General features: G+C 72.0%; 13 protein-coding genes. 7 read left to right on the forward strand and 6 right to left on the reverse strand.

Annotation, left to right across the window (positions count from 1 at the left end; translation table 11 throughout):
- Positions 1 to 42: 42 nt before the first annotated feature.
- The 6 genes from ACZ6CZ_RS03005 (at position 43) to ACZ6CZ_RS03030 (ending at position 11,483) form a co-directional block, all read left to right on the forward strand.
- A complete protein-coding gene (locus tag ACZ6CZ_RS03005) occupies positions 43 to 1,047 on the forward strand; it encodes a carbohydrate ABC transporter permease (RefSeq protein ID WP_469013820.1) in 1,005 nt (334 codons plus the stop codon).
- A gap of 19 nt (positions 1,048 to 1,066) precedes the next feature.
- Positions 1,067 to 1,972 (forward strand): sugar ABC transporter permease, encoded by a 906-nt coding sequence (locus ACZ6CZ_RS03010; protein WP_469013822.1) that lies wholly within the window; start codon positions 1,067 to 1,069, stop codon positions 1,970 to 1,972.
- 158 nt (positions 1,973 to 2,130) lie between these two features.
- On the forward strand, positions 2,131 to 3,813 hold the full coding sequence (locus ACZ6CZ_RS03015; protein ID WP_469013825.1) for a glycoside hydrolase family 13 protein: 1,683 nt from the start codon (positions 2,131 to 2,133) through the stop codon (positions 3,811 to 3,813).
- Between the two features lie 154 nt (positions 3,814 to 3,967).
- Positions 3,968 to 5,341: an alpha-amylase gene (locus ACZ6CZ_RS03020; RefSeq protein WP_469013828.1), complete on the forward strand. Its 1,374-nt coding sequence runs from the start codon at positions 3,968 to 3,970 to the stop codon at positions 5,339 to 5,341.
- A 307-nt stretch (positions 5,342 to 5,648) separates the two neighbouring features.
- Positions 5,649 to 11,069: a pullulanase-type alpha-1,6-glucosidase gene (gene pulA / locus ACZ6CZ_RS03025; protein ID WP_469013829.1), complete on the forward strand. Its 5,421-nt coding sequence runs from the start codon at positions 5,649 to 5,651 to the stop codon at positions 11,067 to 11,069.
- 48 nt (positions 11,070 to 11,117) lie between these two features.
- Complete coding sequence (locus tag ACZ6CZ_RS03030; RefSeq protein WP_469013830.1) at positions 11,118 to 11,483, forward strand: 5-carboxymethyl-2-hydroxymuconate Delta-isomerase; 366 nt, start codon at positions 11,118 to 11,120, stop codon at positions 11,481 to 11,483.
- Here ACZ6CZ_RS03030 and ACZ6CZ_RS03035 read toward each other — a convergent pair whose 3' ends face one another.
- The 3 genes from ACZ6CZ_RS03035 to ACZ6CZ_RS03045 all read right to left on the reverse strand — a co-directional run bounded on the left by ACZ6CZ_RS03035 (position 11,484) and on the right by ACZ6CZ_RS03045 (position 14,767).
- Positions 11,484 to 12,173, reverse strand: a complete 690-nt coding sequence (locus tag ACZ6CZ_RS03035; protein WP_469013832.1) for a TetR/AcrR family transcriptional regulator — start codon at positions 12,171 to 12,173, stop codon at positions 11,484 to 11,486.
- Between the two features lie 87 nt (positions 12,174 to 12,260).
- The gene (locus ACZ6CZ_RS03040; protein ID WP_469013833.1) at positions 12,261 to 14,177 is read right to left on the reverse strand and encodes a hypothetical protein; all 1,917 of its coding nucleotides are present in this window, start codon (positions 14,175 to 14,177) and stop codon (positions 12,261 to 12,263) included.
- Positions 14,178 to 14,245: 68 nt separating this feature from the next.
- On the reverse strand, positions 14,246 to 14,767 hold the full coding sequence (locus ACZ6CZ_RS03045) for a tetratricopeptide repeat protein (RefSeq protein WP_469013834.1): 522 nt from the start codon (positions 14,765 to 14,767) through the stop codon (positions 14,246 to 14,248).
- A 138-nt stretch (positions 14,768 to 14,905) separates the two neighbouring features.
- Between ACZ6CZ_RS03045 and ACZ6CZ_RS03050 the strand changes: the two genes are divergently transcribed.
- Positions 14,906 to 15,316: a hypothetical protein gene (locus tag ACZ6CZ_RS03050; RefSeq protein ID WP_469013836.1), complete on the forward strand. Its 411-nt coding sequence runs from the start codon at positions 14,906 to 14,908 to the stop codon at positions 15,314 to 15,316.
- Positions 15,317 to 15,392: 76 nt separating this feature from the next.
- Here the strand turns inward: ACZ6CZ_RS03050 and ACZ6CZ_RS03055 are convergent, their stop codons facing one another.
- The 3 genes from ACZ6CZ_RS03055 to ACZ6CZ_RS03065 all read right to left on the reverse strand — a co-directional run bounded on the left by ACZ6CZ_RS03055 (position 15,393) and on the right by ACZ6CZ_RS03065 (position 19,074).
- Positions 15,393 to 16,967, reverse strand: a complete 1,575-nt coding sequence (locus ACZ6CZ_RS03055) for a DUF1996 domain-containing protein (protein WP_469013837.1) — start codon at positions 16,965 to 16,967, stop codon at positions 15,393 to 15,395.
- Between the two features lie 182 nt (positions 16,968 to 17,149).
- Positions 17,150 to 17,803, reverse strand: a complete 654-nt coding sequence (locus tag ACZ6CZ_RS03060; protein WP_469013838.1) for a LuxR C-terminal-related transcriptional regulator — start codon at positions 17,801 to 17,803, stop codon at positions 17,150 to 17,152.
- Positions 17,755 to 19,074 (reverse strand): sensor histidine kinase, encoded by a 1,320-nt coding sequence (locus ACZ6CZ_RS03065; RefSeq protein WP_469013840.1) that lies wholly within the window; start codon positions 19,072 to 19,074, stop codon positions 17,755 to 17,757. The genes ACZ6CZ_RS03060 and ACZ6CZ_RS03065 overlap by 49 nt, the downstream gene beginning before the upstream one ends.
- Between the last annotated feature and the right edge of the window lie 18 nt (positions 19,075 to 19,092).

Here is a 19,092-nt window from a genome sequence, read left to right on the forward strand (position 1 = left end):
GTACCCGGCCCCGACCACGTGAACCAATGAAGGTGTCGAACCATGACAGTCGCCATCGACCGCGCGTCCGGCAAGCGCCGCGGTGACCGCGCGCCTCGGCCCGGGCTCGGGCAGCGCATCAAGAACGGCTACCAGAAGCACTGGTACGCCTACGCGATGATCGCCCCGGTGGTCGTCGTGCTCGGCGTCATCGTCGGCTACCCGCTGGTGCGGGGCCTGTACCTCACCCTCACCGACGCCAACAGCCTGAACTCGGCGCGCACGATCGGCGTCAACCACATCGCCGCCACCTACCGGTTCATCGGTCTGGACAACTACCAGGACATCCTCTTCGGCCCGACGTCGTACGACCGCTTCTGGTCGCACTTCCTGTGGACCGTGTTCTGGACGGCGGCCTGCGTCTTCCTGCACTACACGCTGGGCCTCGGCCTGGCGCTCATGCTGAACCAGAAGCTGCGCGGCCGCACCTTCTACCGGCTGCTGCTGGTCCTGCCCTGGGCGGTGCCCACCTTCGTCACCGTCTTCTCGTGGCGGATCATGCTCTCCGACTCCGGCGTGCTCAACCAGATCCTCGGCACCCTCCACCTGCCCCAGCCGCAGTGGCTGGAGGACACCTTCTGGCAGCGGTTCGCCGCGATCATGGTCAACACCTGGTGCGGTGTGCCGTTCATGATGCTCTCCCTGCTGGGCGGACTGCAGTCCATCGACCCCTCCCTCTACGAGGCGGCGGAGATGGACGGCGCGAGCCCCTTGCAGCGCTTCCGGCACGTCACGCTGCCGGGTCTGCGCTCGGTCAGCTCCACCGTCGTCCTGCTCGGCATCATCTGGACCTTCAACCAGTTCGCGATCATCTTCCTGCTGTTCGGCCCCACCGGCGCGCCCGACGCCCAGATCCTCGTCACCTGGGCCTACTTCCTGGGCTTCGGACAGCAACCGCGTGACTTCGCGCAGTCGGCCGCCTACGGTGTGCTGCTGCTGTCGCTGCTGACCGTCTTCACCTCCTTCTACTTCCGCTGGCTGAAGCGCAATGACCAGCTCGCCGTCTGACGCCGCAGGAGCCGCCGCCATGAGCACCCCGACCCTGGAAAAGACCGTGACCGCACCCGCCGGCGCCCCGGCACCCCGGCCCCGCTCCCGCGGGCGGGGCGCGCGCGGCCCGCTCGGCGTCGCCCTGCTGCACGGCGGGCTCACCGTCGCGAGCCTGATCGCCCTCGCCCCCGTGGTCTGGCTGTTCTACCTGTCCCTCGGCCCGGACAAGGACGACTACCTGCACCCGGGCGCCATCGCGCACAAGCTGACCTTCTCCAACTACAGCTTCGTGCTGGAGCACACCGAGTTCTTCGACTGGTTCAAGTCGACGATGATCGTGGCCATCGGCACCACCCTGATCGGTGTCTTCGCCGCCGCGACCACCGGCTACGCGGTCTCGCGCATGCGCTTCCCCGGCTACAAGTCGCTGATGTGGGTGCTGCTGCTCACCCAGGCCTTCCCGATCGCCATCCTGATCGTGCCGATGTACGAGATCTTCAGCGAACTCGGACTCATCGACACCTACTGGGCGCTGATCGTCATCAACTGCACCACGGCCGTGCCCTACAGCGCCTGGCTGCTCAAGGGCTACTTCGACACCATTCCCTTCGAGATCGACGAAGCCGGACGCGTGGACGGGCTCAGCCCCTTCGGCACCTTCTTCCGGCTGATCCTGCCGCTGGCCCGGCCGGGCCTGGCCGTGGCCGCCTTCTACAACTTCATCACGGCCGTCAGCGAGGTCGCCTTCGCGACGACCTTCCTGCTGGACGACTCGAAGTACACCTTCGCCGTCGGCCTGCAGACCTTCGTCAGCCAGCACGACGCCCAGTGGAACTACATGGCCGCCACCGCCGTGCTGATCGCGATACCGGTGTCCGTGTTCTTCTACCTCGTGCAGAAGAACCTCGTCACCGGCCTCACCGCCGGCGGCACGAAGGGCTGACGCCCCGTCCCGCCCGAGGCTCCCGCGCGGCCGTCCGCGCGGGTGAGACGGCCGCGGTGTCCTCAGACCCCGCCGGCACCGCGGCCGTCTCGCACGTCCGGGCCCGCATCCGCCGCACCCACGCCATGACCCGAACTCCGTCATTCACCAAGGACGCCATGAGCCAGCAGCACTCTGCAGCCCCGGCCACCGACTCCGCCGTCGCCACCGTCGCCCAGCACCGCGACTGGTGGCGGGACGCGGTCATCTACCAGGTCTACCCGCGCTCCTTCGCCGACAGCAACGGCGACGGCATGGGCGACCTGGAGGGTGTACGCGCCCGCCTGCCGTACCTGCGCGACCTGGGCGTCGACGCCGTGTGGCTCAGCCCCTTCTACGCCTCCCCGCAGGCCGACGCCGGCTACGACGTGGCGGACTACCGCGCCGTCGACCCGATGTTCGGCAACCTGCTGGACGCCGACGCGCTGATCCGCGACGCCCGCGGGCTCGGCCTGCGCATCATCGTCGACCTCGTCCCCAACCACTCCTCCGACCAGCACGAGTGGTTCAAGCGGGCGCTCGCCGAGGGCCCCGGCTCCCCGCTGCGGGAGCGCTACCACTTCCGGCCCGGCCGCGGCGAGAACGGCGAACTGCCGCCCAACGACTGGGAGTCCATCTTCGGCGGCCCCGCCTGGACCCGGGTCACCGAGCCGGACGGCACCCCGGGCGAGTGGTACCTGCACCTCTTCGCGCCCGAGCAGCCCGACTTCGACTGGGACCACCCGGCCGTCGGCGACGAGTTCCGCTCCATCCTGCGCTTCTGGCTGGACATGGGCGTGGACGGCTTCCGCATCGACGTCGCCCACGGCCTGGTCAAGGCCCCGGGCCTGCCCGACCTCGGCGCCCACGACCAGCTGAAGCTGCTGGGCAACGATGTCATGCCGTTCTTCGACCAGGACGGCGTGCACGAGATCTACCGCCAGTGGCGGCGCATCCTCGACGAGTACTCGGGCGAGCGCATCTTCGTCGCCGAGGCGTGGACGCCGACCGTCGAGCGCACCGCCAACTACGTGCGCCCCGACGAGCTGCACCAGGCCTTCAACTTCCAGTACCTGTCCACCGAGTGGGACGCCGGCGAGCTGCGCACGGTCATCGACCGCACCCTGGAGGCCATGCGCCCGGTCGGCGCGCCCGCCACCTGGGTGCTGTCCAACCACGACGTGACCCGGCACGCCACCCGCTTCGCCAACCCGCCCGGCCTCGGCACCCAGATCCGCACCGCGGGCGACCGCGCGCTGGGCCTGCGGCGGGCGCGCGCGGCCTCCCTGCTGATGCTGGCGCTGCCCGGTTCGGCCTACGTCTACCAGGGCGAGGAGCTGGGCCTGCCGGACGTCGTCGACCTGCCCGACGAGGTGCGCCAGGACCCGGCGTACTTCCGCGGCGCGGGCCAGGACGGCTTCCGCGACGGCTGCCGGGTGCCGATCCCGTGGACCCGCACCGGCTCCTCGTACGGCTTCGGCAGCGGGGGCAGCTGGCTGCCGCAGCCGGCGTACTGGGGCGAGCTGAGCGTGGAGGCGCAGCAGGGCACGCCCGGCTCGACGCTGGAGCTGTACCGCTCCGCCCTCGCCGCCCGGCGGGAGCACCCCGGCCTCGGCGCCGGGGACGCGGTGGAGTGGCTGCGGGCGCCCGAGGGCGTGCTGGCCTTCCGGCGCGGGGACTTCGTGTGCGTGGCCAACACCACGGGGGAGTCGGTGACCACCCCGGCCTACGGCCGCGTCCTGCTCACCAGCGGTGAGGTGACGGAGGCCGACGGCGAGACGAAGGTGCCGGGCGACACCACGGTGTGGTTCACCACGGCCTGACGGCCCCTCCGAAAGTTCTTGCGACAACTTCCTGCGGCCCGCTGCCCTTTCAGGCAGCGGGCCTTTAACATCTGCGTTACCGCAAGTTTCTGCAACATTGCAGCAAGGGCCTTCAACGGCCCGCGAACGGCCTTCAACGGAGAAGGAACCCCACATGGTACGCAGAATCCTTTCCGGGGCGCTGGCCCTCTCGGCGGCCGCGTTTGTCATGGCCCCGACCATCGCACAGGCTTCCCCGCCCGGCACCAAGGACGTCACCGCCGTCCTCTTCGAGTGGAAGTACGCCTCGGTCGCCAAGGAGTGCACCGCCACCCTCGGTCCCGCCGGCTACGGCTACGTCCAGGTCTCCCCGCCCGCCGAGCACATACAGGGGTCCCAGTGGTGGACCTCCTACCAGCCGGTGAGCTACCGGATCGCCGGCCGGCTCGGTGACCGCGCCGCCTTCCAGAGCATGGTGAACACCTGCCACGCGGCGGGCGTCAAGGTCGTCGTCGACAGCGTGATCAACCACATGGCGGCCGGCTCCGGCACCGGCACCGGCGGCTCGTCGTACACGAAGTACAACTACCCCGGGCTGTACTCGTCCCCCGACTTCGACGACTGCACCGCCCAGGTCACCAACTACGCCGACCGCTGGAACGTCCAGCACTGCGAACTCGTCGGCCTCGCCGACCTGGACACCGGCGAGGACTACGTCCGCAAGGCCATCGCCGGATACCTGAACGACCTGCTCACCCTCGGCGTCGACGGCTTCCGCATCGACGCGGCCAAGCACATCGACTCCGCCGACCTGGCGAACATCAAGTCCCGCCTGACCAACCCCGGCGCCTACTGGAAGCAGGAGGTCATCTACGGCGCGGGCGAGGCCGTCCAGCCCACCGAGTACACGGGCAACGGCGACGTGCAGGAGTTCCGCTACGCCTACGACCTCAAGCGCGTCTTCACCTCCGAGAAGCTCGCCTACCTCAAGAACTACGGGGAGGGCTGGGGCTACCTCGGCAGCGCGTCGGCCGGCGTCTTCGTCGACAACCACGACACCGAGCGCAACGGCTCCACCCTCAACTACAAGAACGGCGCCTCCTACACCCTCGCCAACGTCTTCATGCTCGCCTACCCCTACGGCGCCCCGGACATCAACTCCGGCTACGAGTGGACGGACGCCGACGCCGGGCCGCCCAACGGGGGCACGGTCAACGCCTGCTGGCAGGACGGCTGGAAGTGCCAGCACGCCTGGCCGGAGATCAAGTCGATGGTCGCCTTCCGCAACGCCACCCGCGGCCAGGGACTGACGAACTGGTGGGACGACGGCAACAACGCCATCGCCTTCGGCCGGGGCACCAAGGGCTTCGTGGCCGTCAACCACGAGTCCGCCGCCCTCACCCGGACCTACCAGACGTCCCTGCCGGCCGGAACGTACTGCAACGTGCAGAACAACACGACGGTGACGGTGAACTCCAGCGGGCAGTTCACCGCCACCGTGGGCGCGGACTCGGCCCTGGCCGTCTACGCCGGCAAGTCGAGCTGCTGAGCCGCTGAGCGGGTCGCCGCGGGGGCGGTGACCCGCTCGCACCGGCCCGGGCGGTACGCCGCGGACAGCGGCCCGGCGTACCGCCTGGCCCGGACAGCGGCCCGGCGTACCGCCCGGCCCGGACAGAGGTACGTGACCGGGCCGGGCCACCGCTGTTGAAAACTCTTGCTGTGAGTTGCACAACTCTTGCTGTAAAGCTTTCGTTAGCGATACGGTCACGCCGGCGCCCGGCACCGTGGCCGAGCCGTCGCTCGGGGTCGGACCCGGCCGGACGCAACAGAGCCGTATTCGCTAGGAGTTCACGCCTGTGATACCGAGATGGCCGGCGCCCCGGACGCGCCGCACTCCCCATGTTCGACGGGCCGCAGCCGTCACGGCCGCCGCCCTCGCGGCCGCCCTGGTGCAGCCGATCGCCGCCCACGCGGCCGCTCCGCCCGCACCGCCCTCGGACGCCAGGCTGGCCGCCGCGCCCGCCCGGCACGACGACACCCGCGAGCAGTTCTACTTCGTCATGCCGGACCGTTTCGCCAACGGCAGCACCGCCAACGACAAGGGCGGCCTGACCGGCTCACGGCTGAGCACCGGCTTCGACCCCACCGACAAGGGCTTCTACCAGGGCGGGGACCTCAAGGGCCTCACCGGCAAGCTGGACTACATCAAGAACCTCGGCACCACCGCCATCTGGCTGGCGCCGATCTTCAAGAACCGCCCCGTGCAGGGCACCGGCAGCAACGCCTCGGCCGGCTACCACGGCTACTGGATCACCGACTTCACCCAGGTCGACCCGCACTTCGGCACCAATAAGGACCTCGAGACCCTCATCGCCAAGGCCCACGGCAAGGGCATGAAGGTCTTCTTCGACGTCATCACCAACCACACCGCCGACGTCGTCGACTACGACGAGAAGTCCTACGGCTACCTCTCCAAGGGCGCCTTCCCGTACCTGACGAAGGACGGCGAGCCCTTCGACGACGCCGACTACGCCGACGGCCGCGGCCACGCCGACGGCGGCGGCAGCTTCCCGGCCGTCGACGCGGACTCCTTCCCGTACACCCCGAAGGCCGCCGCCGGCGCCAAGGTCCCGGCCTGGCTCAACGACCCGGCCATGTACCACAACCGCGGCGACTCGACCTACGCCGGCGAGTCCACCACGTACGGCGACTTCTCCGGCCTGGACGACCTGTGGACCGAACGGCCCGAGGTCGTGCACGGCATGGAGAGGATCTACCAGCGGTGGGTGAGGGACTTCCGCATCGACGGATTCCGGATCGACACCGTCAAGCACGTCGACATGGACTTCTGGACCCAGTGGTCGACGGCGCTGGACGCCTACGCGGCCGCGCACGGGCGGAAGAACTTCTTCATGTTCGGCGAGGTCTACTCCGCCGACACCTCGGTGACCGCCCCCTACGTCACCCAGGGCCGGCTGGACGCCACCCTCGACTTCCCCTTCCAGCAGGCGGCCCGCGCCTACGCCTCCCAGGGCGGCAGCGCGCAGGCGCTGGCGGCCCTCTTCGGTGACGACTACAAGTACACCACCGACAAGGCCAACGCCTATGAACAGGTCACCTTCCTCGGCAACCACGACATGGGCCGCCTCGGGTACTTCCTGAACCAGGACAACCCCAAGGCCTCCGACGCCGAACTGCTGGCCAAGGACCGGCTGGCGAACGAGCTGATGTTCCTCAGCCGCGGCAACCCGGTCGTCTACTACGGCGACGAGCAGGGCTTCACCGGCTCCGGCGGCGACAAGGACGCCCGCCAGACCATGTTCGCCTCCAAGGTCGCCGACTACCTCGACGACGACGAGATCGGCACCGCCCGCACCCACGCCGACGACGCCTACGACACCCACGCCCCGCTCTACCGGCAGATCGCCGCGCTCGCCAAGCTCCGCAAGGCCAACCCCGCCCTCACCGACGGCGTCCAGACCGAGCGCTACGCGGCCGACGGCGCCGGCGTCTACGCCTTCACCCGCACCGACGCCGCCACCGGCACCGAGTACGTCGTCGCCCTCAACAACGCCACCGGGGCGCGGACCGCCACCTTCGCGACCGGCTCGCCGGGCATGACCTACCGGGGCGTCTACGGCACCGGCGCCCGCCTCGCCTCGGACGCCGCCGCCAAGGTCACCGTCACCGTCCCGGCCGGCTCGACGGTCGTGTACAAGGCGGCCGGACACCTCGCCGCCCCCGCCGCGAAGCCCACCCTGACCCTCCATGCCCCCGCCGCCGGCGCCACCGGCACGGTCGAGGTCAGCGCCGGCACCGACGGCGGACAGCTCAACCGGGTCGTCTTCGCCGCGCAGGTCGGCAACGGCCCCTGGCGCGTCCTCGGCTCCGCCGACCACGCCCCCTACAAGGTCACCCAGACCCTCGGCAAGGACGTACCGGCCGGGACCGCGCTGCGCTACAAGGCCGTCGTCATCGACTCGGCGGGCCACCGGGCGAGCGCCACCGCCGCGAGCACGACCGGCACCCCGCCCGCCGACGAGGTGCCCACCGCCTCCTCCCGGGACTACGCGGTCGTCCACTACAAGCGCACCGACGGCGACTACGCCGACTGGGGCCTGTACGCCTGGGGCGACCTCGCCGACGGCGAGGCCACGCAGTGGCCCGCCAGCCACCCCTTCACCGGCCGCGACGCCTACGGCGCCTTCGCCTACGTCAAGCTCAAGCCCGGCGCCTCCTCCGTCAGCTTCCTGGTCATCGACAAGGACGGCGACAAGGACGTCTCCGCCGACCGCACCATCGACGTCACCCGCACCGGCGAGGTCTGGCTCGAACAGGGCGACCCGACCGTCCGCACCGAGCGCCCCGACTACCCGGCGCAGGACACCTCCAAGGCCGTCCTGCACTACCACCGCGCCGACGGCGACTACGACGGCTGGGGCCTGCACGTCTGGAGCGGCGCCGCCGCCCCCACCGACTGGGGACAGCCCCTGAAGCCGGTGCGGACCGACTCCTACGGCGCGGTCTTCGACGTCCCGCTCACCGACGGTGCCACCAGCCTCAGCTACATCATCCACAACGGTGACGCGAAGGACCTCCCCACCGACCAGTCCCTGGACCTCAAGGCCGAGGGCCACGAGGTGTGGCTGCTGAGCGGGGAGGACAAGCACCTGCTGCCGCAGCCCGCGGGCAGCGCGGGCGCCCTCGACCTGGCCACCTCCAAGGCGGTCTGGATCGACCGGGACACCGTGGCCTACAACGGCTCCGACGCCGCCGCCTCCACCCAGCTGCGCTACTCCCGCGACGGCTCCATCGCCGTCAAGGGCGGGGCCCTGACCAGCGACGACGAGCGCTGGCTGCGGCTGACGAAGACCACGCTGAGCGACGCGCAGAAGGCGAAGTTCCCGCACCTGAAGGACTACACCGCCTGGTCCGTCGACCGGCGCGACCGCGACCGGGTGCGCGAGGCCCTCGGCGGCCAGCTCGTCGTCTCCCAGCTCGCCGCCAACGGCGCCGTCCTGTCCGCCACCGGCGTGCAGATCGCCGGCGTCCTGGACGACGTGTACGACGCGACGAAGGCGGCCCTCGGGCCGGTCTTCCACCACGGCAGGCCGACGCTGTCGGTGTGGGCGCCGACCGCGCGGACGGTGTCCCTGGACCTCGACGGCACCACCGTGGCGATGCACCGCGACGCCGCCACCGGCGTCTGGTCCGTCACCGGCCCCGCCTCCTGGAAGAACAAGCCCTACCGCTACCTCGTCCGGGTCTGGGCGCCCAGCGTGCACAAGCTCGTGACCAACAAGGTCACCGACCCCTACTCGGTCGCCCTCACCACCGACTCCGAGCGCAGCCTGATCACCGACCTCGACGACCGCTCCCTCGCCCCGGGCGGCTGGTCCGCGCTGCACAAGCCCAAGGCCGTCCCGCTGCGGGACGCGCAGATCCAGGAACTGCACGTCCGCGACTTCTCGGTCGCCGACGACACGGTCCCGGCCGCGCACCGGGGCACCTACCTGGCCTTCACCGACCGCGGCAGCGACGGCTCGAAGCACCTGCGGCGGCTGGCGCGGTCCGGCACGTCGTACGTCCACCTGCTGCCCGCCTTCGACCTGGCCACCGTGCCGGAGAAGAAGGCCGACCGGGCGACCCCCGGCTGCGACCTCGCCTCCTACGCCGCCGACTCCGCCGAGCAGCAGGCCTGCGTGGCGAAGACCGCCGCCAAGGACGCCTACAACTGGGGCTACGACCCCTACCACTACACCGTCCCCGAGGGCTCCTACGCCACGGACCCCGACGGCACCGCCCGCACGGTCCAGTTCCGGCAGATGGTCAAGTCCCTGAACCAGGACGGCCTGCGCGTCGTCATGGACGTCGTCTACAACCACACGGCGGCCGCCGGCCAGGCGGACACCTCCGTCCTGGACCGGATCGTGCCGGGCTACTACCAGCGCCTCCTCGCCGACGGCACGGTCGCCAACAGCACCTGCTGCGCCAACACCGCCACCGAGAACCGCATGATGGGCAAGCTGGTGGTCGACTCGATCGTCACCTGGGCCAAGGAGTACAAGGTCGACGGCTTCCGCTTCGACCTCATGGGCCACCACCCCAAGGCGAACATCCTCGCGGTCCGCAAGGCCCTCGACGCGCTGACCGTGCGCAAGGACGGCGTCGACGGCAAGAAGATCATCCTGTACGGCGAGGGCTGGAACTTCGGCGAGGTCGCCGACGACGCCCGGTTCACCCAGGCCACGCAGAAGAACATGGCGGGCACCGGCGTCGCCACCTTCTCCGACCGCGCCCGTGACGCCGTGCGCGGCGGCGGCCCCTTCGACTCCGACCCCGGCGTCCAGGGCTTCGCCTCCGGCCTGTACACCGACCCCAACTCCTCCGACGCCAACGGCACCCCGGCCGAGCAGAAGGCCCGGCTGCTGCACTACCAGGACCTGATCAAGGTCGGCCTGACCGGCAACCTGGCCGGATACCGCTTCACCGACACCGCCGGCAAGGACGTCACCGGCGCCCAGGTCGACTACAACGGCGCCCCGGCCGGCTACGCCGCCGCGCCCGGCGACGCCCTCGCCTACACCGACGCCCACGACAACGAGTCGCTGTTCGACGCGCTGGCCTACAAGCTGCCCAAGGACACGGCCGCGTCCGACCGGGCCCGCATGCAGGTCCTGGCGATGGCCACGGCCGCCCTCTCGCAGGGGCCGGCCCTCTCCCAGGCGGGCAGCGACCTGCTGCGCTCGAAGTCGCTGGACCGCAACTCCTTCGACAGCGGCGACTGGTTCAACGCCATCCACTGGAACTGCGCCGACGGCAACGGCTTCGGGCGCGGGCTGCCCCCGGCGGCCGACAACGAGTCCAAGTGGGCGTACGCCAAGCCGCTGCTCACCTCGGTGCACGTCGGGTGCCCGCAGATCACCGGCGCCTCGGCCGCGTACCGGGACCTGCTGCGCATCCGCACCACCGAGCGGGCCTTCTCCCTCGCCACGGCCGCGCGGGTGCAGGACCAGGTCTCCTTCCCGCTGTCCGGCACGGCGGAGACGCCCGGGGTGATCACCATGCGCGCCGGTGACCTCGTCGTCGTCTTCAACGCCACGCCCGAACGGCAGACCCAGCACGTCGGCGCCCTGACCGGCACCTCCTACCGGCTGCACCCGGTCCAGGCCAAGGGCTCGGACGCGGTGGTGCGCACCTCGGCCTACGCCGCGGACTCGGGCACCTTCACCGTGCCGGCGCGTACGGTCGCGGTGTTCACACGGGCCGCGAAGTAGCGAACGAGAGGCCCTAGGGTGAGGTCGTTGCCGTAGAACAGGAGTGCCATGCCGCAGATCATCGTCGACTACTCCCACGTGATGGAGGAGGCCTTCGACCGGGAGGGCTTCGCGCGGGCGCTGCACGAGGCCACCGTCGAGATCGCGGCGGCCCGGCCGGAGGCCTGCAAGACGCAGTTCCGGCGCAGCGACCTCACCGCGTTCGGCTACGAGGAGCCGGCGGCCGGGCAGCACGCCGTGGTGCACGTGAGCATCGGTCTCCTCGCCGGGCGCAGCGGGGAGACCAAGGAGAAACTGACGCAGACGGTCCTGGACCTGCTGCGTGAGCACGTGGCGGAGGCGGACGGGTACCGCCTGCACGCCTCCGCCGAGATCCGCGACCTCGACCCGACCTACCGCAAGTTCGAGCGGTAACTAGGACGCCAGGGACAGGAGCCGGCCGGCCAGCCTCGCGAAGGGGCCGTCGGCCGGCTCGTCCCGCACCATCGTGCGCACCAGCGCGGCCATCTCCGCGTCGTAGGCCGCGCTCACCGCCACCAGCGCCGCGAAGTCGTTGACGAGCTGCACCTCCAGCTCGGCGCGCGGGACACGGCGGCCGTCCAGCCACAGCAGCGCCGTCGACTCGGCGAGCGAGATCCAGGAGCGGACCACCAGCTCCAGCCGCGCGGGCGGGTCGCTCACGCCCAGGTGCGACAGGATCTGGACGTACGCCGCCTGCCGTACGGAGTCGATGAGCGCGTTGGTCGTGGAGGAACCGACCGCCGGGCCACCGCGCATCAGCGCCGCGAAACCGGGCCCGTGCTCGTCGACGAAGTCGAAGAACCGGCGCATCACGCGCAGCAGCCGGGCCCCCAGCGGGCCGTCGTGCGGCTCCGTGAACCGGCCCGCCAGATCCTCCGCCGCCCGCTTCAACGCGGCCTCGTACAGGCTGAGTTTGCCGGGGAAGTAGTGGTAGACGAGCGGGCGGGAGATACCGGCGGCCGCCGCTATCTCGTCGATGGAGACCTCGTCGGGCGAGCGCCGGCTGAACAGTTCGAGAGCGACCCCGATCAGCTGCTGCCGCCGCTCCTCGACACCCATCCTGCGGCGCACCCCGGTAGTCATGCGAACATCTTACCGATTCAATCCGGCCGGGCGCGGTTTCCTCCGGCGCCGGTGCGGGCGATGATGTCCCCGGCCCGGGGCCAGGCCCTAGCGCAGGCCGCCGATCGAGCGGCCGTCCGCCAGGGTGCCCTTCAGCTCCGCCCGGGTGCCCTGCTGGACACGGACCGCCAGCACGCTGCCCTGGACGGCCGCCGTGACGCCGCCCGTGGTGCGGATGAACGCGGTGTCCCGGCTGCCCGCGGCCAGCAGGTACCAGTCCCCGGACCCCGCCTTCCACAGCACCCCGGCCAGCACGTGCGGATCGCGCGGGCCGCACGCCGCCACGTCCGTCCCCTTGGCCACGACCGCGCCCACCGGTCCGCCCGGGGTGCGGAACTGGGCCAGCACCGCCGCCCCGCCGCCCCGCCAGGTCTCCGCCCGCGTGCACACCCAGGCGCCGGTGCCACCGGTCTCGGGCAGCGTCTGCCGCGCGTACGCCCAGGCGTTGACGCTGCGCACCCCGGCCGACCGCTCGGCGGCCAGCGAGCAGGCGAACGGCGCCCAGGCCTGCTGGGCCTTCGCCTTGGACACCTCGGTGACCGATCCGGGCCGGCCCGCGGTCAGATGGGCCGGCACCAGCTCGCCGAGGTCGGTGGCGAGCCGGGTGCCCAGGGCGTCGGTCAGCTCCAGCACGGTCCAGGACGTGCACGGCCCGCCGCGCAGGGCCGGGCTGGCCACCGGGGTGGTCACCCCGTCGGTGAGCGGCAGGTCCGTGGCGGCCGACCCGGGCTTCATCAGGTCCCGCTGGGCCGCCCGCTTCACCCAGGGCGCCGTCAGATAGCGGACGTTGCCGTCCGCGCGGCCGAGCACCAGGGCCCCGGCCTCCGCCCTGGTCGCGCCGTCGACGCGGGCGAAGTCGAGGGCGGCGCCCTGGGTGCCGTCCTTCGGTTCGGCGTACCGGGCGATGCGCAGGCCGTCGTAGAGCAGCACCACGCGCGCGTTGTCGACCAGGCCCGCGTACAGCAGCTGGGGCGGTCCGGCGGGGCCGCCGGTCTGGGTGCCGGGGGTCGCCGAGACGCGGACGGTCTCCCCGGGCCGGGCCCAGACCGCGAGGGCGCGGCGCAGCAGGGCCGTGTCGCCGGTGAGGGCGCCGCGCGCGGGCCACACCGAGTAGTCCAGGCGGGCCGAGGACTCCCAGGCCGTTGGCACCGCCCGGATCAGCCTGCCCGGGTCCAGCGCGGCCTGGGCCGCCGGGTTCTGCGCGTACGCGGGAGCGGCGGCGCCGTCGGGGCCCCAGCCGCCGCCGGGCAGCGCGATCAGGGCGCCGCACACCGCGAGCGCGGCCGCCGCGGCCAGCGCCGCCTTGGTGTGCTGCCGGCGCCGCATCAGGTCGGTGGGCCGGGCCTGGAGCGAGCAGGGGTCGAACTCGGGGGAGGCGAGCAGCGCGTACTCGGCGGGCACGCTGTTGGCCTCCGCCAGCGCGGACCCCGCGTCCTCGGCCCCGGCGGCCTCCAGGACCCGGCGCACGTCCGGGTCGGCCAGCTTCTCCAGGCCGCGCAGCACATAGGCGGCCCGGGCCTCCGCGGACAGGGCGGACAGCCGTTGGTCCAGGGCGAGTTCGTCGGCGCCGCCGGAGCGCGGGAACAGCCGCAGCCCCCACACCTGCGGCAGCAGCGACGGCAGCCGGTCGCGCCGCGGCCGCCCGCCCGGACGGGCCGCCGCCAGGGCCGTACGCAGCACCTGCTGGCGGACGAAGGCGTACCCCGGGTCGCCGTCCCGGCCGGTCCCCTGCGGCGGGATCACGGAGGCGGGCTTGCGGCCGCGGGGCAGCGCCCGCTGGGTGAGCGCGTGTGCGGTCAGCACCCGGCGGCCCCGGCCGGAGCCGGGCGGCAGCACCAGGTAGGCGAGCCGGACCAGGCGGGGATAGTGCTCGACGAGCGCGGCCTCGGCCTGCTCGACGTCGACCACCGGGTTCGCCCCGGAGGTGCCGGCTGCGTGACGCTGGGCTACATCCTGTGACTGCACGTCCAGAAGAACGAGCGAGCCGGGGGTGAGTCACCCCCGCGCGGGTGACTCACCCCTGCGCAACAGTTCTAGGGCCTGTCGTCGTGCCGGGGTTCGGTGAGGGCGCGGGCGTAGTTGGCCATCGAGCGCTGGTAGCGCGGGAGATGGGGGGCGAGGGCGCCGAGGACCAGCGAGAGGCCCTCCCGGTCCCGGCCGAGGCTGGACAGGCACAGGGCCAGGCAGGCGCGTATAGCGTCGTCCAGCTCGTCGGAGGGCGCGTCCAGTTCCGGGGTGAGCAGGTCGACGCCCTCCTGGGCCCGGCCGGTGTTGCGCAGGGAACTGGCGAGCTGGACCGCGGTCCGGCGGGCCCGGTAGGGACTGATCTCGCGCAGACCGAGCGCCAGCGCCTCCCGGTACAGCGGGACCGCCTTGTCGGAGTGGCCCGTCGAGTCCCAGGCGCAGGCCCGCTCGAACGGGCCCAGCGGGCTGCCGGCGGGCAGTTCGGCGACGAGGGCGCCGATCACGTCCCGGAACGCGGACGCGTGCTGTTCCGCGTAGGTGTCGAAGCCGGCCCAGGCGGCCGCGACGCGCTCTTCCCAGTCTTGGTCCATCCGCTCACCCTCACACGCCGGTGCCCGCCGCGGCGCCCCCTTTTTTGAGCGCTGCGCGCGCGGGAGCCGTATCCAGGGCGGGGACCCCTCGCCGGGACTCCCTGCGGCATGCTTGGCCCACCAGGACCGGAGGAACAGATGAGGGTGACGCGACCGATGCTCGCCGCGACGGGCGCCGCGGCCGTACTGGCGCTGGCGGGCTGCGGCTCGGGCGGTTCCGGCGCGGCCACCGCCTCCGCGCCGCCGGCCGCCACCGGCAGCCTGGAGAGCCTGGCCGCGCGGGTGAAGTGCGATCCGGACCTTCAGACCGACGCCGACGAGATCCGCCAGGCCATCTGCCACAACCCCGACGGCAGGTTCGTCCTCGCCACCTTCGCCACCGACCGCGGCCAGCGCGAGTGGATCGACGACGCCAAGGACTACGGCGGGTTCTACCTGGTCGGCCGCAAGTGGGTCGCCGTCGGCGACGACGGGGTGGTGCGGGCGCTGCGCGGCAGGCTCGGCGGCGAGGTGGAGCAGGGCACCGACCACCACGCGCACAGCGGCTGACCGCGGGCGGGAGCCGGCGAAGGCCGGTGGCGGAGGAACCCCTCCGCCACCGGCCTTCGTCACTCACCCGCCCGGGTCACTGGCAGCGCTGACCCCGGTTGATGCAGTTGGCGATCCGGTTGGCCAGGCCACCCGTCGTGACGCTGATGAAGTCGTCGTGGTCGGTGGCCGGCTTGTGCAGCTGCTCCGGGAAGCCGTCCACGGCGTACGCGTTCTTCACCACCCCGTTCTGCACGACCGGCGGCGTGATGTTGTACACCAGGCGCATCGTCAGCTGCGGGATGGCCTTGAAGCCGTTCGCGCAGTTGCCGTTCGCGTCGGCGAACGCCACGTGGGTGCGGTGGTTGGCGCTGTCGGTGTTCTGCCCGTCCCAGCAGCTCTGGAAGGCGAACGTGCGCACCACCTGGCTGCCGCGCGGGCAGATCGGGTACTGCGTGGTCAGCTGCACCTTGTTCTCGAAGCCGGTGCAGCTCCAGTGCGCGTTGGCGTTGGCCAGGCCGTTGGTCGTGGTCTTGGCGTCACCGGTGATGATGCGCAGGAACTGCGGCATGGCGACGACCTTGCCGGTCGGGCTGCCGACGTACTTGATCTGGGCCTGCGCGGGGACCAGGATCTTGCCGACGTTGCCCTCCTTGCCACCGCCGTCCGCGTTCTGGTCGAAGTCCTGCTGGCCGTTCTGGACGCGGACCACCGGCCAGTAGTACGACGACAGGTCGCTCTTGTTCTGGCAGCTGGTGCCGCCCTGGAGGAAGGTGCCGTTGCTGGCGAACGCGTTGACCTTCTGGTTGCCGACGTAGTCGTGGAGGTGGTGGGCGCCGTTGGTTACGCCGGGTGCCACGATCACGTTGTCGGTGTTGTGGTTCTTGTTCGCGTTGACCCCGCACCGGGTGGTGAAGGTGCCGGTGGAGGCGTTGCCGGAGCGGCGCGGCTTGGCGGCGACGTTCGGCTGGACCTTGGTGATGTCCACGAAGTCCGCGGCGGCCGGGCCGTTGCCCGCCTGACCGTTGCCGCCCTGCTGCTGACCCGCGCCGCCGTTCTGCCCGGTGCCGGAGCCGGCGCTGGGACTGGCGGTGGCGCTGCCCTGCCCACCGTTGTTCTGGCCGCCGTTCTGCTGGCCACCGGTGTTCTGACCACCGTTCTGCTGGCCGCCGCTGTTCTGGCCGCCCCCCGTGGTCTGGGCCGCGGTGGTGCCGGTGCAGGAGGCGAGGGTCTCCAGTCCGGCGGGCGTGGTGCCGCCGGCCCGGCTGATCTCCAGCTTGATGCGGTCGATGAGCGCCGCCCGCCGGTCCTTCAGCGGTTGCAGGATGGAGTTCTGGACGAAGCTCGCGTCCCTGGTCTGCGCGTCGCGGGTGGTGGCCAGGCGCTGGTAGGCGTCGGTGATCTGGCTGTCCAGGCTGGCCAGTTCACCGTCGACCTCGGTGCGGGCCCGGCCCGGCACGTTCGTCAGCTTCTGGCCGACGTCGGGGCAGGAGATCGTGGCGACCTGCGCACCGGCGGACTTGGTCTGGTTCCACCCGCCGTTGTTCGACTCGTGCGCCGAGGCGTAGAAGTTCGCCCAGATCAGCCCGCCCCCACCGAGCGCTAGGGCCGCCGATGCGGCTATGGCCTTGGTGGCCAGCGGCGTACGGCGTTTTCGTGTGTTGCGTCCCATGGAACTCCTCTGACTTCCTTGCGGGGCAGCATCGAGGCGCCCGACAGGAGTGAAGCGGCTCCCCTCCATACGCGTCCCGCCCCGCGGGTGTTCACCCGTCACACACATTCGTCGGCACGACTCACCGGACGGCGGGCGCAACCAGGCGTCCAGCAGCGCCAGTTGAGCGGGGAACGGGCAGGTCAGCGGTCACGGTCCAGGTGAGCGAGGACCGCCAGGACGCGGCGGTTGTCGTCCTCGGACACCTCCAGGCCCAGCTTGGTGAAGATGTTGGAGGTGTGCTTCGCGATGGCCCGTTCCGTGACCACGAGCGCGGCGGCGATCGCCGCGTTCGACCGGCCCTGCGCCATCAGCTCCAGCACCTCCCGCTCGCGCGGGGTCAGCGCGTCCAGCCGCCGGTCACCGGCCGACCGCCGCGCCAGCAGCTGCTGGATGACCTGCGGGTCCATCGCCGTGCCGCCCGCCGCCACCCGCCGTACGGCGTCCACGAACTGGTCCGCGTCGAACACCCGGTCCTTCAGCAGGTACCCCACGCCGCCGCTGCCGTCGGCCAGCAGCTCGCGCGCGTACAGCTGCTCCACGTGCTGCGAGAGGACCAGCACCGGCAGCCCGGGCCGCCGCCGCCGGGCCTGAAGGGCGCATTGCAGGCCCTCGTCGGTGTGGGTCGGCGGCAGCCGGACGTCGACCACCGCGACGTCCGGCTCCAGTTCGGCCAGCGCCCGGGCCAGTTCGGGGCCGGACTCGACGGCCGCGGCGACCTCGAAGCCGTAGGCCTCCAGCAGCCGGATCAGTCCGTCGCGCAGGAGGAAGAGGTCTTCGGCGAGGACAACGCGCACGGAATCTCCATGGTGACCATCGTGGGACCGCCCGCGGGGCTGCTGACGGCCAGGACGCCGTCGAATGTACCGAGCCGCCGCTCCACCCCCGCGAGCCCCGAGCCGGCCCCGGCCTGCGCACCGCCCCGGCCGTTGTCCGTGACCGAGATCCGCAGCATGCCGCCGGCGTGGTGCAGGTCGACCCAGATCCGGTCGCCGCCGGAGTGCTTGACCGCGTTGGTCAGCACCTCGCTGACCGCGAAGTAGGCCGCCGACTCCACGGGGGCCTCCGCGCGCCCGGGCAGCTCCACGCTCACCTCGGTGGGCACCGGCAGCCGCAGCGCCAGCGCCCGTACGGCGTCCCCGAGCCCGCGCTCGGCCAGCACCGGCGGATGGATGCCCCGGACCAGGTCGCGCAGCTCACCGAGGGCCTCCACGGAGTTCCGGCGGGCCTGGGCGAGCAGCCGCCGGGCCTGCGCCGGGTCCTTCTCCAGCAGCACCTCGATCGTGCCGAGGTCCATGCCCATGGCGACCAGCCGGGCCTGTGCCCCGTCGTGCAGGTCCCGCTCGATCCGGCGCAGTTCGGCGGCGGAGGTGTCCACCGCGTCGCGCCGCGTCTCGGTCAGCACCCGTACCCGCTCGGTGAGTTCCTCGTGGCCGGGGTCGAGCACGGCCCGGGCCAGCCGGAAGTGGACGGCCAGCAGGCCGGGGGTCCAGCGGTAGGCGGCGGGCAGGACGGCCAGGCCCAGCGCGCCCGCCGCGAGCGCGGTTCCCTGCCCGCTGACCGGCACGAAGGCGTACCAGTACGGCCCGTACGCACCGTAGGGGCCGCCGGTCATGGTCCGCCACAGCCCCGCCGCCAGCGCCAGCCCCTCCAAGGGGTAGAGCAGCAGCACCGCGGGCAGCAGCGCGGTGACGAACCCGGCCGTCATGTCCACCGGCAGCCACCGCAGGTCCCGCCGCACCTGGGGGTCGCTCAGCAGCGCGAAGGTGCGGGTCCACGGACGGGCGCCGGGCGGCACCGGCCGGTACGCCGACCGTATCCGCACCCCGCACCACTCGGCCGCGTGCTCCCGCCGGGTGTCCGCGAGGGCCCGGACGGCGGACAGCACCCACGGGGTGGTGACCAGGCCGACGCCGACCGGGATCAGGGCGAGGGAGAGCAGGCTCAGGACCAGGGCGAGTATCGAGAACGGCAGCACCACGAGGGCCAGCACGAGCCCCCGCACGGCGGCCAGCAGGACCTCCCTGGAGCGTGCCCGTACGGCGCCCTGCTTCGCGTCGGTGTTCATGGCGCCAGTCTGGCCGAC

It is taken from the genome of Streptomyces sp. NPDC041135, from assembly GCF_055592085.1.

Excerpts from the sequence above, each read along its gene's own strand:
- ACZ6CZ_RS03045 (WP_469013834.1), bottom strand. The coding sequence starts at position 14,767 with ATGGACCAAGACTGGGAAGAGCGCGTCGCGGCCGCCTGGGCCGGCTTC.
- ACZ6CZ_RS03010 (WP_469013822.1), top strand. The coding sequence starts at position 1,067 with ATGAGCACCCCGACCCTGGAAAAGACCGTGACCGCACCCGCCGGCGCC.
- ACZ6CZ_RS03065 (WP_469013840.1), bottom strand. The coding sequence starts at position 19,074 with ATGAACACCGACGCGAAGCAGGGCGCCGTACGGGCACGCTCCAGGGAG.
- ACZ6CZ_RS03035 (WP_469013832.1), bottom strand. The coding sequence starts at position 12,173 with ATGACTACCGGGGTGCGCCGCAGGATGGGTGTCGAGGAGCGGCGGCAG.
- ACZ6CZ_RS03015 (WP_469013825.1), top strand. The coding sequence starts at position 2,131 with ATGAGCCAGCAGCACTCTGCAGCCCCGGCCACCGACTCCGCCGTCGCC.
- ACZ6CZ_RS03050 (WP_469013836.1), top strand. The coding sequence starts at position 14,906 with ATGAGGGTGACGCGACCGATGCTCGCCGCGACGGGCGCCGCGGCCGTA.
- ACZ6CZ_RS03020 (WP_469013828.1), top strand. The coding sequence starts at position 3,968 with ATGGTACGCAGAATCCTTTCCGGGGCGCTGGCCCTCTCGGCGGCCGCG.
- ACZ6CZ_RS03055 (WP_469013837.1), bottom strand. The coding sequence starts at position 16,967 with ATGGGACGCAACACACGAAAACGCCGTACGCCGCTGGCCACCAAGGCC.
- ACZ6CZ_RS03005 (WP_469013820.1), top strand. The coding sequence starts at position 43 with ATGACAGTCGCCATCGACCGCGCGTCCGGCAAGCGCCGCGGTGACCGC.
- ACZ6CZ_RS03030 (WP_469013830.1), top strand. The coding sequence starts at position 11,118 with ATGCCGCAGATCATCGTCGACTACTCCCACGTGATGGAGGAGGCCTTC.